Source organism: Saccharopolyspora rectivirgula DSM 43747 (assembly GCF_000497205.1).
Lineage (GTDB): Bacteria > Actinomycetota > Actinomycetes > Mycobacteriales > Pseudonocardiaceae > Saccharopolyspora > Saccharopolyspora rectivirgula.
Map to the genome: position 1 here is coordinate 1 of NZ_AYJW01000077.1, position 15,966 is coordinate 15,966.

Annotated in this window: 13 protein-coding genes and 2 rRNA genes; 7 read left to right on the top strand and 8 right to left on the bottom strand. The window is 68.0% G+C overall.

The features are described 5' to 3' along the window. The 5 genes from SREC43747_RS0116910 to SREC43747_RS0116930 all read left to right on the top strand — a co-directional run. Positions 1-257: ribosomal RNA gene (locus tag SREC43747_RS0116910) — 23S ribosomal RNA — on the top strand; the annotation flags it as partial. 123 nt (positions 258-380) lie between these two features. After that, positions 381-497, top strand: a 5S ribosomal RNA gene (rrf, locus tag SREC43747_RS0116915). Positions 498-1,178: 681 nt separating this feature from the next. After that, positions 1,179-1,928 carry a type 1 glutamine amidotransferase gene (locus tag SREC43747_RS0116920; protein ID WP_029722517.1) on the top strand — a complete coding sequence of 250 codons (750 nt, stop codon included), beginning with the start codon at positions 1,179-1,181 and terminating at the stop codon, positions 1,926-1,928. Between the two features lie 53 nt (positions 1,929-1,981). Then, positions 1,982-5,011 (top strand): bifunctional [glutamine synthetase] adenylyltransferase/[glutamine synthetase]-adenylyl-L-tyrosine phosphorylase, encoded by a 3,030-nt coding sequence (locus SREC43747_RS0116925; protein WP_029722519.1) that lies wholly within the window; start codon positions 1,982-1,984, stop codon positions 5,009-5,011. A 22-nt stretch (positions 5,012-5,033) separates the two neighbouring features. Further along, the gene (locus SREC43747_RS0116930; protein WP_029722520.1) at positions 5,034-5,969 is read left to right on the top strand and encodes an NADP-dependent oxidoreductase; all 936 of its coding nucleotides are present in this window, start codon (positions 5,034-5,036) and stop codon (positions 5,967-5,969) included. Positions 5,970-6,108: 139 nt separating this feature from the next. Here the strand turns inward: SREC43747_RS0116930 and glnA are convergent, their stop codons facing one another. Beyond that, positions 6,109-7,533 carry a type I glutamate--ammonia ligase gene (gene glnA, locus SREC43747_RS0116935; RefSeq protein ID WP_029722521.1) on the bottom strand — a complete coding sequence of 475 codons (1,425 nt, stop codon included), beginning with the start codon at positions 7,531-7,533 and terminating at the stop codon, positions 6,109-6,111. A gap of 198 nt (positions 7,534-7,731) precedes the next feature. On the opposite strand from glnA, the gene SREC43747_RS0116940 reads away from it, so the two are divergent. Further along, on the top strand, positions 7,732-8,202 hold the full coding sequence (locus SREC43747_RS0116940; RefSeq protein WP_029722522.1) for an RDD family protein: 471 nt from the start codon (positions 7,732-7,734) through the stop codon (positions 8,200-8,202). A gap of 80 nt (positions 8,203-8,282) precedes the next feature. On the opposite strand, the gene SREC43747_RS0116945 is transcribed toward SREC43747_RS0116940, so the two are convergent. The 3 genes from SREC43747_RS0116945 to SREC43747_RS0116955 form a co-directional block, all read right to left on the bottom strand. After that, the gene (locus SREC43747_RS0116945; protein WP_029722523.1) at positions 8,283-9,011 is read right to left on the bottom strand and encodes a DUF4191 domain-containing protein; all 729 of its coding nucleotides are present in this window, start codon (positions 9,009-9,011) and stop codon (positions 8,283-8,285) included. A gap of 70 nt (positions 9,012-9,081) precedes the next feature. Continuing rightward, positions 9,082-10,080 (bottom strand): lipoyl synthase, encoded by a 999-nt coding sequence (gene lipA, locus SREC43747_RS0116950; protein WP_029722524.1) that lies wholly within the window; start codon positions 10,078-10,080, stop codon positions 9,082-9,084. Positions 10,081-10,152: 72 nt separating this feature from the next. Beyond that, positions 10,153-11,106, bottom strand: a complete 954-nt coding sequence (locus tag SREC43747_RS0116955; RefSeq protein WP_029722525.1) for an oxidoreductase — start codon at positions 11,104-11,106, stop codon at positions 10,153-10,155. Positions 11,107-11,205: 99 nt separating this feature from the next. On the opposite strand from SREC43747_RS0116955, the gene SREC43747_RS0116960 reads away from it, so the two are divergent. After that, positions 11,206-12,150, top strand: a complete 945-nt coding sequence (locus tag SREC43747_RS0116960) for an LLM class F420-dependent oxidoreductase (protein ID WP_029722526.1) — start codon at positions 11,206-11,208, stop codon at positions 12,148-12,150. A 9-nt stretch (positions 12,151-12,159) separates the two neighbouring features. Here SREC43747_RS0116960 and SREC43747_RS0116965 read toward each other — a convergent pair whose 3' ends face one another. The 4 genes from SREC43747_RS0116965 to sucB all read right to left on the bottom strand — a co-directional run. Continuing rightward, complete coding sequence (locus SREC43747_RS0116965) at positions 12,160-12,630, bottom strand: ArsR/SmtB family transcription factor (protein WP_029722527.1); 471 nt, start codon at positions 12,628-12,630, stop codon at positions 12,160-12,162. 14 nt (positions 12,631-12,644) lie between these two features. Then, positions 12,645-13,769, bottom strand: coding sequence for a serine hydrolase (locus tag SREC43747_RS0116970; protein WP_051388114.1), 1,125 nt, complete (start codon positions 13,767-13,769; stop codon positions 12,645-12,647). A 67-nt stretch (positions 13,770-13,836) separates the two neighbouring features. Next, entirely contained in the window at positions 13,837-14,586 is a 750-nt protein-coding gene (lipB, locus tag SREC43747_RS0116975) for a lipoyl(octanoyl) transferase LipB (RefSeq protein WP_029722529.1), read from the bottom strand. Between the two features lie 107 nt (positions 14,587-14,693). Next, positions 14,694-15,966, bottom strand: a 1,273-nt coding sequence (sucB, locus tag SREC43747_RS0116980) for a 2-oxoglutarate dehydrogenase, E2 component, dihydrolipoamide succinyltransferase (RefSeq protein ID WP_051388116.1), incomplete at its 5' end; no start/stop codon positions are given.

Here is a 15,966-nt window from a genome sequence, read left to right on the forward strand (position 1 = left end):
GCTGTCCCTAGTACGAGAGGACCGGGACGGACGAACCTCTGGTGTGCCAGTTGTCCTGCCAAGGGCACGGCTGGTTGGCTACGTTCGGAAGGGATAACCGCTGAAAGCATCTAAGCGGGAAGCCTGTTCCTAGATGAGGTCTCCCATCGGTGTGAACCGAGTAAGGCTCCCAGGAGATGACTGGGTTGACAGGCCGGATGTGGAAGCACGGTAACGTGTGGAGCTGACCGGTACTGATAAGCCGAGGACTTAACCACACCCTGCTTGGCACCCACTATACGGCTCTGGAACAACAACCCCGGCCTGCTATACTGCAGGCAGATCACAACACAACAAGCAGACTTCCCCACCCCCTTGTGGGGGTGTGTGGAGACAGCGTTGTCGGTGGCGACAGCGGGGAGGGTCCGCCCGGTCCCATACCGAACCCGGAAGCTAAGCTCCCCAGCGCCGATGGTACTGCACCCGGTGGGGTGTGGGAGAGTAGGACACCGCCGACACACCAACCCACGATGGTGGCCCACCAGGAGTGATCCTGGTGGGCCACACCCACATTACCGGGTACGTTTTGTGCAGGCACTGCCAGTTTTCCGATGTGGTTTTGCATGCAGCAATAGGACTGCGGGCTTCCTTGCCGCCAATTCTTCCGTGAATCGTGCATTGCCCTGAACAATCGACAGCGCGATGTGCGTTCTCCAGTACCAGGTTTTCGCTTTTGCTGTCCAATTCGCCGCATCGGAAAACCCGCTGGGCCCTCTTCGAGCACCGTTGGAAGCGATGAGGGGAACTTCGCTTCCTGGAGTGGTAGAAAAGTTCCCTTGCTCCCATCCAATTGGTGGAGATGGGGGGTTCCAAGAAGGGTGCTGACGGTGCTCCTCAACCGTGGTTCTTCTCCTCCGCGCTGCCCTCGAGGACAGCGGTGGTGAGCCTTCGCCTGGATCACTGATCACGATGTGGGGTGGTCCGCCGAGCTGGTAGCTCAAGACCGCCGAAAACCGGTGTTGTTGTTCGGTCAGCAGACGCGGTGAGGGGACCCGCTCCGGCGGAGCAGCTCAGGTTCGCGCCAAGCCGCCCCAGGAGCCCCCGGACGGGGTTGATCCACCGGAAAGCCGGTCGCTCCGGCCGGCGGATCATCGTCGTCGGCCTTAATCATGTGGTCGGGAACACGTACCCTCACTGGCATGGGTGCTGTGCAGATCTTGGTGATCGAGCTGTCCTCTTTGGATCCGGTGGGCAATCTTGGTGAGTGGCTGACCGCGGCGGGTGCTGAGACCACCGTGGTCCGACCAGTAGAACGCGAGCTCCCCGATCCGACGGACTTCCAGGGGGTCATCGTGCTCGGCGGTGAAATGGGGGTCTACGACGACGCCGAGCACCCGTGGCTGTCCCAGGTGCGCTCGCTGCTCAGCACCGCGCTCGGCCAAAAACAAGCTGTCCTCGGCATCGGTTTGGGGGCCCAGTTGCTCGCCGTTGTCACCGGCGGTCAAGTCCGCCCCGTTGCGGCAGGCCCCGAAGTCGGCACCCTGCTGGTGGCCAAACGCGACAGTGCGGCCAAAGACCCGCTGTTCGAGCTCGTCCCGCTCACCCCGGACGTGCTGCAGATGCACGCCGACGAGATCTCCGAACTCCCGCCCGGGGCGAAATTGCTGGCGGCTTCTCCGAAGTCCGACATCCAGGCGTTCCGCGTGGGCAACTGCGGTTACGGGTTGCAGTTCCACATTGAAACGACCACCGACAGCGTGCTGCGCTGGGCCAGTGCAGCACCGGAACTGGCGGCAGCAGCCAGGCCGGGGCAGCTGGAGAGGGAACACCTGGACGAGTTCCACGAAGATCTCGCGGAAACGTGGGCCCCGGTGGTGGAGAGGTTCGTCCAACTCGCGATCACCCCTCCGGAGGAACGCGGTCGGGACACTTCGCTTCCCCTGGTGTGAAGTCAGAGACAACTAAATTCGAAGTGACATGCGGGTAGGACTACGGTTCGAACATGGGCAACACCAGCGCGTCCAGACCGGGGTCCGTGCCGTCTCCTGCTCGCTACGGATTCAGTGACGTCTCAAGAGCTGAAGAACAGCTGAGACGAGTGGGCTGGTGGTCAGATTCGGGGCCGGTGAACTCGAGCGAGGTCCTGGGGGCGCTGTCCCGATGTCCGGACCCGGATCTGGCATTGCACTCCTTGGACCGGTTGCGGGAAGCGCTCGGGCAGCAGTGGGCGGAACTGTCCCAAGAGATCACCGAGGACACGGGGCTGCGCGGAAGACTGCTCGGGGTCCTCGGCATTTCCTCCGCATTCGGGGACTACCTGGTGGCCAACCCGGAAATGTGGCGCCGGCTCCGGACCGAATCCCTCCAAGAGATCTCGTTGGACCGGAGCACCGACGAATTGTTGGCTTCCGTGGGGGCCGTCCGGACGGGGGACCAACCCGGCACACCGGGTGGGCCGGTAGCTGAGATCCGCGGTGGCGAGGCCGTGCACGCGCTGCGGGCCGCTTACCGCGCTCTGCTGCTCGAGATCGCCGCTCGGGACATGGCGCACGTCGTCGAACCTTCCCTGCCGGTCTTCGACTACGAACAGGTCGCCGCAACGCTCTCGGAAACCGCTGTCGCCGCCCTGCGGGCCGCGCTCTCCGTGGCCGTGGCCGAACTGGGTACCAGCTCCTTGCCCAAGCTCGCCGTGATCGCGATGGGCAAGTGCGGGGGCCACGAGCTCAACTACGTCAGCGACGTCGACGTCGTGTTCGTGGCCGACAACGAGAACGACATTCCAGTGGCCACCAGGTTGGCCAGCTTGCTCATCCGGATTTCTGGCGCCGCCTTCTTCGAAGTCGACGCCGCACTGCGTCCGGAAGGCAAGGCGGGTGCCCTGGTGCGCACGCTGGAAGGGCACATCAAGTACTACCGGAAGTGGGCGCACACCTGGGAATTCCAGGCCTTGCTCAAGGCTCGCCCGATAGCAGGGGATGCGGAGCTGGGGGACCGCTACTTGAACGCGGTTCGGCCGTTGGTGTGGACGGCTGCGGAGCGGGAGAACTTCGTCGAGGACGTGCGTGCCATGCGGCAGCAGGTCGAGGACTTCGTGCCGGCCGAATTGGTCGACCGGGAGCTGAAGCTCGGGCGCGGTGGACTGCGCGATGTCGAATTCGCCGTGCAACTGCTGCAAATGGTGCACGGGCGCAGCAACGAATCACTGCGGTCACCGTCCACGTTGGAAGCGCTCCGGGAACTGGGGGATGGTGGGTACGTCGCCAGGACTGACGCGGCCGGACTGGTGGATTCCTACCGCTTCCTGCGGACCGTGGAGCACCGGTTGCAGATGCGCAAACTGCTGCGCACCCACTTGTTCCCCAAGTTCGACGACACCGAAGAACTGCACGTGGTGGCGCGGGGGATCGGATTGCGCTCCAGCGGGCGTTCCAGCGCGGTGGACATGCTGCTGACCGAATACCGCCGGCACAGCAATCGAGTGCGCCGGCTGCACGAAAAGCTCTTCTACCGCCCGCTGTTGGAAGCTGTGGCGCAAGTGCCCACCGAGGTGCTGCGCCTGACCACATCAGCGGCCAGCGAGCGGCTGGCCGCCCTCGGCTACACCTCCCCGCAGGGCGCGTTGCGGCACATCAAAGCCCTCACCTCGGGGGTTTCCCGCCGGGCCAGCATCCAAAAAGCACTGCTCCCGATGCTGCTGGACTTCTTCGCCCGCACCCCGGACCCGGACGGCGGGTTGCTGGCCTACCGGAAGGTGTCCGAGGCGCTGGCCGAGACCCCTTGGTATCTGCGGATGCTTCGGGACGAAGGTGTGGTGGCGGAGCGCCTGGCCCAGTTGCTGGGGGTTTCCAAACTGGTGCCTGAGCTGCTGGTCCGGGCACCGGAAGTGCTGCGGCTGCTCTCGGACACCAACGCGCTCGCCCAGCGGAATCCGGAAGAAGCGGCGAAAGCCCTGCGGAGCGCGGTGACCCGCTACTCCGATCCGCAGCGGGCGGCCCTGGCGGCGCGTTCTCTGCGCCGGCACGAGCTGCTGCGGATCGCCTGCGCGGACCTGCTCGGGTTCATGGAACCGGATGAGGTCTTCCGCGCCTTGTCGGTGGTGTGGGTAGCGGTGTTGGACGCGGCGCTGGACGTGTGCGTCCGCAGCGTGGCCGCTGGTGCTGACCCGGTGGCGCGGATCGCGGTCATCGGCATGGGGCGGCTGGGCGGTTTCGAACTCGGGTACGGGTCGGACGCGGACGTCATGTTCGTGTGCGAACCCGTGGAGCGAGCGGACGAGCAAGAGGCCGTCCGGTTCGCCACGATGGTCGTGGAGAGGGTGCGCACCTTGCTCGGGATGCCCAGCCAGGACCCTCCGCTGGAGGTGGACATCGATCTGCGCCCGGAAGGCCGGCAGGGGGCCTTGGTGCGGACTCTCGAGTCCTATTTGACCTACTATCGGCGTTGGGGCGAGGTGTGGGAGGCGCAGGCGCTGCTGCGGGCTTTCCCGGTCGCCGGGGACCTGGAGCTCGGCGAGCGCTTCTGCCACCGCATCGATCCGATCCGCTACCCGGCGGGCGGGTTGAGCGAGGAGAAGGCCCGGGAAATCCGGCGCATCAAGGCGCGCGTGGACGCCGAGCGGCTGCCCAGGGGAGCCGATCCCGCTCGCCACACCAAACTCGGTCGTGGTGGATTGGCCGACGTCGAGTGGACGTTGCAGCTCCTCCAGTTACGGCACGCGCACGAACACCCAGAGCTGCGGACGACTTCGACGCTGGCCGGGCTGCGGGCGGCAGCGCGCACCGGGCTGCTGGCGGAGGAGGAGGCCGAGCAGCTCAGCACCGCGTGGACGCTGGCCATGCGGGTGCGCAACGCGGTGATGCTGGTGCGGGGCAAGCCCGGGGACCAGTTGCCGAAGAATCCGCGGGAGCTGGCCTCCGTCGCGGCAGCGCTCGGGTATCCCCTGGGTGTGGACGCGGGGAAAGTGGTGGACGACTACCTGCGGGTGACCCGCCGGGCTCGTTCGGTGGTCGAGCGGGTGTTCTACGAACAGTGATTTCGGGTGAGGTGTTTTTCGGATGAAGGCGGTTGCACTGACCGAGTTCGGTGGTCCGGAAGTCCTGTCGCTCCAGGAACTTCCCGATCCGATCGTCGGCCCGGACTTCGTGCTGGTCGAGCCCCGGGCCGTCGGGGTCAATCCGGTTGACTGGAAGATCCGGCAAGGGTATTTGCGCGGTATCTACCCGCACCACACCCCGTTGATCCCCGGTTGGGACGTCGCGGGTGTGGTGCGGGCGGTCGGTCCTGCTGTGACGGAATTCCGACCGGGTGACGAGGTGCTCGGCTACGCGCGCAAGGACCACGTCCAAGGTGGCACGTACGCCGAGCTCGTCTCGGTGCCGGTTCGGGGCTTGGCGCACAAGCCCGCGGAACTGGACTTCGAGCGGGCGGGAGCGCTCCCGCTGGCCGGTTTGACCGCGCTGCAGACGCTGGAGGCGGTGCGCGTCGGGGACGGTGACACGGTGCTGGTGCACGCCGCCGCCGGTGGGGTCGGTCATTTCGCGGTGCAGCTCGCTCGCCAGTTGGGGGCGTCGCGGGTCATCGGCACCGCATCGGAGCGCAACCACGGCTTCCTGCGGGAACTCGGTGCCGAACCGGTCACCTACGGGGAAGGGCTCGTCTCGCGGGTCGCTGACCTGGTGGGCGGAGACGGCAAAGTGGACGCGGTGGTCGATTACGTCGGTGGGCAGGCGCTGACGGATTCGGTGGAGCTGGTCCGCGATCCGGCGCGGCACGCTTCCATCGTGGACCCGGATCAGGTGCTCAACCAGGGCGGCCGCTACGTGTTCGTGCGCCCGAACGCCGATCAGCTGGCTTGGCTGGCGCAACTGGCCAGTTACGGGCAGCTGCGGATCGAACTGGAGCGCACCTATCCCCTCGAGCAGGCCGCGGATGCGCAGCGGCACCTCGAGCAGGGGCACGTGCGGGGCAAGCTGGTGCTGATCGTGAAGTGACCCGGGAGCGGCCGCGGGAGCTGGTGCTGGTTGCCTGGCTGGCCGCGGCCGCGGCGCGAGGCGTTCGCCGCCCCGCGCGGAAGAGCGAACGGGGACCGGAGCGAAAAGCACCGGTCCCCGTTTCCTCCTGCGTCTGCTGTCACACGTCGAAGTACAGCGCGAATTCGTGCGGGTGCGGGCGCAGCCGGATCGGGTCGATCTCGTTCTCCCGCTTGAGCGTGATCCAGGTTTCGATCAGGTCCTCGGTGAACACACCGCCTTCCAGCAGGAAGTCGTGGTTGGCCTCGAGGTTGTCGATGCTCTCGGCCAGCGAGCTGGGGACCTGGGGAACGTTCTTGGCCTCTTCCGGCGGGAGCTCGTAGAGGTCCTTGTCGATCGGTTCCGGCGGTTCGATCTTGTTGCGGATGCCGTCCAGCCCGGCCATGAGCATGGCGGCGAACGCCAGGTACGGGTTGCCGGAGGGGTCGGGGCAGCGGAATTCGACGCGCTTGGCCTTCGGGTTGGACCCGGTGATCGGGATCCGCATGCAGGCCGAGCGGTTGCGCTGCGAGTAGACCAGGTTGACCGGGGCTTCGAAACCCGGAACGAGTCGGTGGTAGGAGTTCACGGTCGGGTTGGTGAACGCCAGCAGGCTCGGAGCGTGGTGCAGGATGCCGCCGATGTAGTAGCGGGCGGTGTCGGACAGGCCCGCGTAGCCGGCTTCGTCGTAGAAGAGCGGGCTGCCGTCCTTCCATAGCGACATGTGGCTGTGCATGCCCGAGCCGTTGTCCCCGAAGAGCGGCTTGGGCATGAAGGTCGCGGTCTTGCCGTGCTGCCACGCCGCGTTCTTCACGATGTACTTGAACAGCTGCAGGTCGTCGGCGGCGTGCAGCATCGTGTTGAACTTGTAGTTGATCTCGGCTTGGCCGCCGGTGCCGACCTCGTGGTGGGCGCGCTCAACGCTGAATCCAGCGTTGATCAGCAGTTTCACCATGTAGTCGCGCAGGTCGGCGTAGTGGTCGTACGGCGGCACGGGGAAGTAGCCGCCCTTCATCCGGGTCTTGTAGCCGCGGTTGCCGCCTTCTTCGTCACGCCCGGTGTTCCACCAGCCCTCGACGGAGTCGACTTCGGCGAAGGTCTTGTTGGCCGCTTCGCCGAACTTGACCGAGTCGAAGATGTAGAACTCGGCTTCGGCACCGAAGAACGCGGTGTCGGCGATCCCGGATTCGCTCAGGTACTGCTCGGCCTTGCGAGCGATGTTCCGCGGGTCGCGGCTGTAGGGCTCCAGGGTGAACGGGTCGTGCACGAAGAAGTTGAGGATCAGGGTCTTCTCCGCGCGGAACGGGTCGATGCGCGCTGTGGCCGGGTCGGGCAGCAGCAGCATGTCGGATTCGTGGATCGACTGGAAGCCGCGAACCGAGGACCCGTCGAAAGCCAAACCATCGGTGAAGGCGCTCTCGTCGAACGCGGCGGCAGGTAGCGTCAAGTGCTGCATCACGCCCGGCAGGTCACAGAACCGGACATCGACGAACTGGACGTCCTCTTCCGAGATGAAGCGGAGAACTTCGTCAGGATTCTTGAACAACCTCGGTGGCTCCTTACTTGCTCAACGGCTCACCGACGCCAGGCACTCCGCCGCCGGCTTGGCCCGACGGTATGACGGGCTCTTTGCCCCACCGTCACCAGTATGTTTCACGGGTGTTAACCGTGGCCTGTTGAAACGGGGGCGAAGCGGAGAGCGGGTGCGGCCTGCGAGGTGCGAGCGGCACGTACCCTGGGGATTGTGCGAAAAGTCCTCGGCTCGTGGCTGGACGGCCCTAGGGCCGCGTTGAACCACGTTCGGGAGCAGGCGGCGGAGGAACGGCCCAAGTGGCGGGGAGAGCGCATCGGGTTGCCGGAGGAGGGACCGGGGTCCGCAGCGCCGCTCGGTCGTCGAGCGCTGGCCTTCCTGATCGACATCCTGCTGGCCGCGGTGATCACCGCTGGCTTCACCGCCCCTGATTTCCCGGGCAACTGGAGCCTGGTCACCTGGTTCCTGATCACTGTCATCCCGGTGAGCTTCTTCGGGTTCACGCCGGGGATGGCGGTGACCCGCATCTGGGTGGCCAGGATGGACGGGGCTCTCATGGTGGGGCCGCTGCGGGCGATCCTGCGGTGCGTGCTGACGGCGCTGGTGATCCCGGCTGTGGTGTGGAACTTCGACGGGCGTTCGTGGCACGACCGCTGGTCCGGCACGGTCGTGCTGCGGAGGTAGTTGGTCCGGTCCGAGATGTGCTGAGGCGGGCCCCGGGATCCCGGAGCCCGCCTCGACGTTTCAGCGCGTGCTGCGGCTGGTCACTTCGCGCGCCGCACCGTCCGTGTCATGCTGCGCATGCGGGCGCCCTGGGGGAGCGGTCCCTTCGGCAACGGATTGGCCCGCTTGGCCAGCGCCGCGAGGCGGTTCTCCAACGAGTCGATCTGTGCCGGGCCGATGTTGCGCGGCAGTTTCATGATGTGGGTCTGCAGCTTGCGCAGCGGAACCTGGCCTTCTTCGTTGCCGACCACGATCTCGTAGATCGGGGTTTCTCCGACCAGCCGGGCGACCCGCTTCTTCTCCTGCCCCAGCAGCGGCTTGACCCGGTGCGGGGCTCCTTCGCCGACCAGCACGATGCCGGGGCGGCCGATGAGCCGGTGCACCGCGTCGAGCTGGCTGGTGCCTGCCACGGCCTGGGTGAGCACCCACCGCCCGCGCAGGTTCTCCAGCGCCCATCCGGCTGCGCCGGGCTGCCCTTCCGCCTTGCGGAACACGGTCGCCTGGATCCGGCGACCGAAGACGATCACCGCTCCGAGCAGCCCGAACGCCAGGCCGACCGGGAGGAACACCCAGTGCAGGTCCCAGATCATGCCCAGCAGGAACACCACGACGGTTACGCCGAGAAAGACCGCGATCATCAGCGGGAGGAGGAGCTTGTCCTCCCGGCGCTGCATCTGGAACGCATCGATGATCTGCCTGACGCGGCCCGGGCTGTTCCGGCGCTGTTCCTTGGCAGCCGCTTTCTTGGCGGCTTTGTCCTGCTTGGCCATGACCCTCAGGATACGGGCCAGCTCGCTGCTCAGTGCAGACCCGTGGCAAATCCGTCCGGTTCCGTCCCGGTCACTTGAGCAGGCTGGATGCCTCCTGTGCGGCGGTGCCGGCCTCGGCGAGGTGCTTGAGGTTCTCCGGCAGCGGCAGCCCGCGGTGCAGGGTGGCCTTGGCGTACAGCCGGCCGGCCCGGTAGGAGGAGCGCACCAGCGGTCCGGCCATGACACCGGGGAACCCGATCTCTTCGGCCGCCTTGGTGTGCTCGACGAACTCCTCGGGCTTGACCCAGCGGTCCACCGGGTGGTGCCGGGGGCTCGGCCGCAGGTACTGGGTGATGGTGATGATGTCGCAGCCCGCGTCGTAGAGGTCCTGGAGCGCCGGGCGGACCTCCTCCGGCTTCTCGCCCATGCCCAGGATGAGGTTGGACTTGGTGACCAGGCCGGCTTCCCGGGCCATCGTGATGACCTTCAGCGACCGCTCGTAGCGGAAGCCGGGGCGGATGCGCCGGAAGATGCGGGGCACGGTTTCGACGTTGTGGGCCAGCACCTCCGGGCGGGAGCTGAAGACCTCGTCCAGCTGCTCGGGGTTGGCGTTGAAGTCGGGGATGAGCAGCTCCACACCGGTGCCCGGGTTGAGCTGGTGGATCTGCCGCACGGTTTCGGCGTACAACCACGCGCCGCCGTCGGGCAGGTCGTCGCGGGCGACGCCGGTCACCGTGGAGTAGCGCAGCCCCATCGCCTGGACCGACTCGGCCACCCGGCGGGGCTCTTCGGTGTCGAGCTCAGCGGGCTTGCCGGTGTCGATCTGGCAGAAGTCGCAGCGCCGGGTGCACTGGTCACCGCCGATGAGGAAGGTCGCCTCGCGGTCTTCCCAGCACTCGAAGATGTTCGGGCACCCTGCTTCCTCGCAGACGGTGTGCAGACCTTCGCGGCGGACCAGGCTTTTGAGCTCCTTGTACTCCGGGCCCATCCGCGCACGCGTCTTGATCCACGACGGCTTCTTCTCGATCGGCGTTTGGCTGTTGCGGACCTCCAGCCGCAATAGCTTGCGCCCCTCTGGTGCCACAGTCACGTCCATCAGGCTACGCCTTCTACGCAACCCACCAAAAAAGGCGATGCTTTTCACCTTCGGTCGGCTGGTCGACTACTTCGCGTGGCGTTCCGGGGGTGGGGCCAGGGGTGGTTCGATCCCGGTCAGTTCGGCGGTGATCTGCCACAGGCGTTCGGCGGTGCGGACGTCCTGGGCGGCTCTGCTGCGGCGGGCGCGCTCGGGGTGGCCGCGGAGCTCGCCCGGCCCGCCCGGGCCGAAGTAGTCGCCGCCGCGGACGTCGGGAGCGGTGGCGGCGTGCAGCTGGGGCAGCGCCCCTGTTCCCGGGTTTTGGCCGATCACCCGGTTGACCGCTCGGGCAACGCCCAGCAGCGGTGCGGGCAGGGAGCGCAGGCGGACGCTGTTCAAGCCGAGCTCGGTGGCGCTGATCCCCGGGTGGGCGCAGACGCTGATCAGGTCCCGGCCGGCTTCCCGGGCGGCCCGGTCCAGTTGCAGCGCGAACAGCAGGTTCGCCAGCTTGGACTGGCTGTAGGCCTTCATCGGGCGGTAGGTGCGGCGCTGGAAGTTCAGGTCGGTGAGGTCGAGCGAGCCACCCCAGTGGGCCAGGCTGGAGACGGTCACCACGCGCGCGCCCGGCGCCATCGCGGGCAGCAGCAGCCAGGTGAGCGCGGCGTGGCCGAAGTGGTTGGTGCCGATCTGCAGTTCGAACCCGTCCCGGGTGGTCCGCTTCGGGGTGGCCATCACGCCTGCGTTGTTCAGCAGCACGTCGATCCGCTCTTCGGCGCGGTTCCGGATCTCGTCGGCCGCGGCGCGCACCGAGCTCAGGTCGGCCAGGTCCAGCTGCACCAGTTCGGGGCGGGTGTCGGCCACTTCGGCCACCTGGTGCAGGGCAGCTCGGCCGCGCTCGGGGGACCGGCAGGCGAGCAGCACCCGGGCGCCCCGGGCGGCGAGGGCTTTCGCGCTGGTCAGGCCGAGCCCCGAGTTGGCGCCGGTGATCAGCGCGGTTCGGCCGGACTGGTCTGGGATGTCGGCTGCGGTCCAGTGGGGCATGGCACGAACCTACGGAATTTCTCCGATGGAGTGAACGATCTGTTCGCGGGTGGCCCGGGAGTCGTGAACGGCTGGTCGGGAACCCATACGCTCGGGGGCGTGGACGAGAAGTTCAAGCTGAGGATCTTCACCGAGCCGCAGCAGGGGGCCACTTACGACGACTTGCTGCGCGTGGCCAAGACCGCGGAGGACGCCGGGTACGACGCGTTCTTCCGCTCCGACCACTACTTGAAGATGGGGTCGGTCTCCGGGTTGCCCGGGCCGACCGATGCGTGGGTGACGCTGGCGGGGCTCGCCCGGGAGACCGAGCGGCTGCGCTTGGGCACGTTGATGACGGCCGGGACGTTCCGGCTGCCGGGTCCGTTGGCCATCGCGGTTGCCCAGGTGGACCAGATGTCCGGCGGGCGGGTCGAGTTCGGCTTGGGCAGCGGCTGGTACGAGGAAGAGCACACGGCTTACGGCATTCCGTTCCCGTCGCTGAAGGAGCGGTTCGACCGCTACAGCGAGCAGCTCGAGATCATCACCGGTCTGTGGGAGACCCCGGAGGGGCAGACCTTCGACTACCAGGGGGCTCACTACCAGCTCAAGGACTCCCCGGCCTTGCCGAAACCGGTGCAGCGCCCTCGCCCGCCGGTGCTGATCGGCGGCCAGGGCAAGAAGCGCACCCCGCAGCTGGCGGCCCGGTTCGCGGACGAGTTCAACCTCCCGTTCGTGGATCTCGACACCGCGGCGGCCCAGTACGAGCGGGTCGCTCGAGCTTGCTCGGAGATCGGCCGCGACCCCGGTGAGATCGTCCGCTCCGCGGCGTTGGTGGTGTGCGTCGGCAGGAACGACGCCGAGATCAAGCGCCGGGCGGACGCGATCTCCCGGGAGGTGGACGAGCTGCGGCTGAACGGCCTGGCCGGGACCCCCGCGGAGGTGGTGGACAAGATCGGCACCTGGCGGGAGCGCACCGGCATCACCCGGCTCTACCTGCAGGTGCTGGACCTGTCCGACCTTGATCACGTGGAGTTGATCGCCCAGGAGGTCGCCCCCCAGCTGTGAGGCGGGGGCTCAGCCCGACAGCTGTCCGGCCACGTCGGACGCCGCGGTGAGCAGGACGAGCGCTGGGATCGCCGCTTGCGGGCGCAGCCGGTAGGAGCCGCGCTTGTCCTGCTCCACAAGTCCGCAGGAGGTCAGGCTCTTCAAGTGGTGGTAGAGCTGGCCTGGGGAGCCGAGACCGGCGGCTTCCTGGAGTGCCGCGGAGTTCTGGCTGCCCTCCAGTGCCAGCAGGCGCACGATGGCAGCCCGGGCCGGGTGGCCCAGGGCGGCCAGCACTTCGGTGCGCGGCCCGTTGTCCAGCGCCAGCACCTGGGCCGGGTCCGCGCTGATGCGCCAGGTCAGTTCGGCGGGTTCGGTGAGCGTTCCGCGGTATTCCACGACGCCGCCGCTGGCCGGCACGTGCTGGGCGGTGCGGGCTCCTTCCAGGGCGGCCACCCGCTTTTCCAGGTCGTCGATCCTGCGAAGCAAGTCCTCCGTAGTCACCGGTCGAGCTTGCCTCAGCGGTGCAGGGCAGTGGCAAGGCGGTCCCACCAGTCGGGCTGCTCCACGGCCAGGAGCACCAGTTGTGCCGGGTTGGGGTCGTTGAGCATCTCCTCGGCGCTGATGCCGCCGTGCACCAGCAGGACCCCGGTGGCGGTGCTGCCGTTCTCCCGCCGCACCGCCATGCCCGTGGTGAGCACGCCGGGCAGGCTGCCGCCTTTGTGGCCGATGCCGATGACGCCGGGTGGCAGGCTGCCGCTGAGCGGGCGTTCCAGGTGGGTGCGGGCCAGTTCGGCGCCGGTGGTCCGGCCGGTGGCAATCGCGGTGTGCAGCCGGGCCAGTTGGGTCGGGGTGGCTGCCATGGTCTTCGCCGCCCAGGCCTGTTGCACGGGGTAGGGCGGCAGCCCGTCGCCGAGCCGCTGCAGCATGCGCTGGCGGAGCTGCTCGTCGATGGCGAATCTGCGTTCCAGGGCGAACCCGTGCCGGCGCCGGGCGGCCACCGGCAGGTGCGCTGGTGGAGCGGTTTCCGGGAGCACGAGGTACAGGTATTCGGCGCACATCGAGCGGATGTCGGGCTGGTGCCAGCCCGCTGCTTCGGCAGCCTGGTGCAGGGCGGCGGGACCGAGCCGGTTGCGCAGGTAGTCGGGGGCGGCGCTGTCGCTGAACATGATCATGGCGCTGACCACGTCGTCCAGCCGCACCACGTGCTCGGGGTCGGCCGCGTGGAGTCCGCTGGGGTCCAGCGGGATGCCCAGGTGGGTGAGGGCGTTCTTGTGGGCCCAGCCGTCGGTGGGGACGTAGTAGCGCTCCCAGTCGCCGACCCGGATCTGCTCGTCGGGGTGGAGGCGACCGGTGGCGACCGCTTCCGCGTAGGCGGCCAGGTGCACGACTTTGACGGCGGAGGCCAGCGGCCGGGGAGTGCGCGGCTGGTGGAGCAGCTGGTCGCCGTACCCGTTGTCGAGGACCAGGCCGAAGTCGTCCGGGTGGTGGCGGATCCACTCCAGCCAGCCCTCCGGGGTGGACAGGTCGGTTTCCGGGGCGGGCGGTTCGGTTGCGCGGTTGCGCTGCGCGGTTGCGCCCGGTGCGGCGAGCAGAGCGCATCCGGCAGCGAGCAGGAAGCTGCGGCGGGCCATTCCAGACATCGACCACCACTCCTCTAGGAATCTGTAATTCCAGAATACTAGAGAAGTGGTGGTCGGCCTAGCAGCTTCAGCGCAAACTCGGATCGAGCGCCAGGCTCACCCCGGCCGCCGACGGCCCCTGGCCCCGGGGGATGTACCGATCGGTCACCGGAAGCGCGCCCTCGATCGCGTCCAGCACCCCTTTGCGGACCAGCGGCAGAGCCTCGTCGATCGTGACCTCGCGGCCGAGCTCCGCGGTCAGCGAGGTCACCCCCGCGTCCCGGATGCCGCACGGCACGATCCGGTCGAACTCCCGCAGATCGGCGTTGCAGTTCAACTCCAGGCCGTGCATCGTCACGCCCTGCTGCACCCGGATGCCGATGGCCGCGATCTTGCGCTCCGGGCGGTTCTCGTCGGCGGGCAGCCACACCCCGCTGCGGCCGTCCACTCGGCCGGCTTGCAGGCCGAACTGGTCGCACACCCAGATCAAGCCCTCTTCCAGGCGGCGGACGTAGTCCACCACGTCGATCGGATCGGCCAGCTTGATGATCGGATAACCGACGATCTGCCCCGGCCCGTGCCACGTGATCTTCCCGCCGCGGTCCACATCGATGACCGGGGTACCGTCCTGCGGGCGGTCTTCGGGCTCGGTCCGCTTGCCGGCCGTGTAGACCGACGGGTGCTCGAGCAGCAGCAGGGTGTCCGGGCCTGTTCCCGCAGCCCGAGCGGAGGCCAGCTCGCGCTGCAGCTCCCAAGCCGACAGGTAATCGATGACTCCCAGCTCGCGCACGTCAACCGGGGCGGACGTGGCGCGGCACGACGTTTCGGCACGACTCACGGCGCCAGGCTACGCCCAGTCGCACGCGCCGCAAACACCGGTAGTGCGGGCAAGAAGAACGGGCGCCGGCTCGAGAACAGCCGGCGCCCGCGTGCCTCAGCGGCGAATCACAGGCCGAGGTCGGCCTCGAAAGCGCCTTCCTCCAGGCGGTGCTTCAGCGTGGTCAGGAACCGGGCCGCGTCCGCACCGTCCACCAGCCGGTGGTCGTAGGTCAGCGCCAGGTAGACCATCGAGCGGATCGCGATGGTGTCACCGCCGTTGCCGTCGGAGACCACCACCGGGCGCTTGACCACCGCACCGGTCCCGAGCATGCCCACCTGCGGCGGGTTCAGGATGGGGGTGTCGAACAGGGCACCCCGGCTGCCGGTGTTGGTGATCGTGAAGGTGCCACCGGACAGCTCGTCCGGCTTGATCTTGTTGTTCCGGGTCCGCTCGGCCAGATCAGCGATCTTGCGGGCCAAGCCGCCCAGGTTGAGATCACCGGCGTTGTGGATCACCGGCGACACCAGGCCACGATCGGTGTCCACGGCGATCGACAGGTGCTCAGCGCCGTGGTAGACGATCTCCTTGTTCTCCTCGTCGATGGAGGCGTTGAGCTTCGGGTGCAGCTTCAGCGCCTCGGCCGTGGCCTTGGCGAAGAACGGCAGGAAGGACAGCTTCACGCCCTCGGAGGCCTCGAAGCTGGCCTTCGCCCGCTCGCGCAGCCGGGCGATCCGCGTGACGTCCACTTCGATGACCGTGGTCAGCTGCGCGGCCGTGTGCAGCGACTCGACCATCCGGTTGGCCAGCAGCTGGCGCAGCCGCGACATCTTCTGCGTGGTGCCGCGCAGCGCCTTGGCCTCCTCGGACGGCTCCACGGAAGCCGCGGTCGCCGGGGCGGCCGGGGCGCTGGCCGCCGGGGCGGCCGACTCGCCGGCCTTCTTCGCGTCGATCGCGGCCTGCACGTCCTGCTTGCGGATCCGGCCGCCGACACCGCTGCCCTTGATCTTGGTCAGGTCGATGCCGTGCTCGTTGGCCAGCTTGCGCACCAGCGGAGTGACGTACGGCGCGGAAGCCGGCGTGGTGGACGGCTGGGCCGGGGCGGTCGGCTTCGGCTGCTCCGGTGCCGGAGCGGGGGCCGTCGGAGCGGCCGCGGCCGGCTGCGGGGCGGGCTCCGGCTGGGCAGCGGGCTCCGGTTCCGGCTTCGGCTGCTCCGGTGCCGGAGCAGCCGGGGCAGCGCCCTTCTCGCCGATCACTGCCAGGGTGGCGCCGACTTCGACGGTCTCGTCCTCCTGGGCGATGATCTGCTGCAGCACGCCGGCGGCGGGAGAGGGGATCTCGGTGTCGACCTTGTCGGCGGCATCTACATGATGCACAAGTTGCGCAACGAGATGGGGTTGA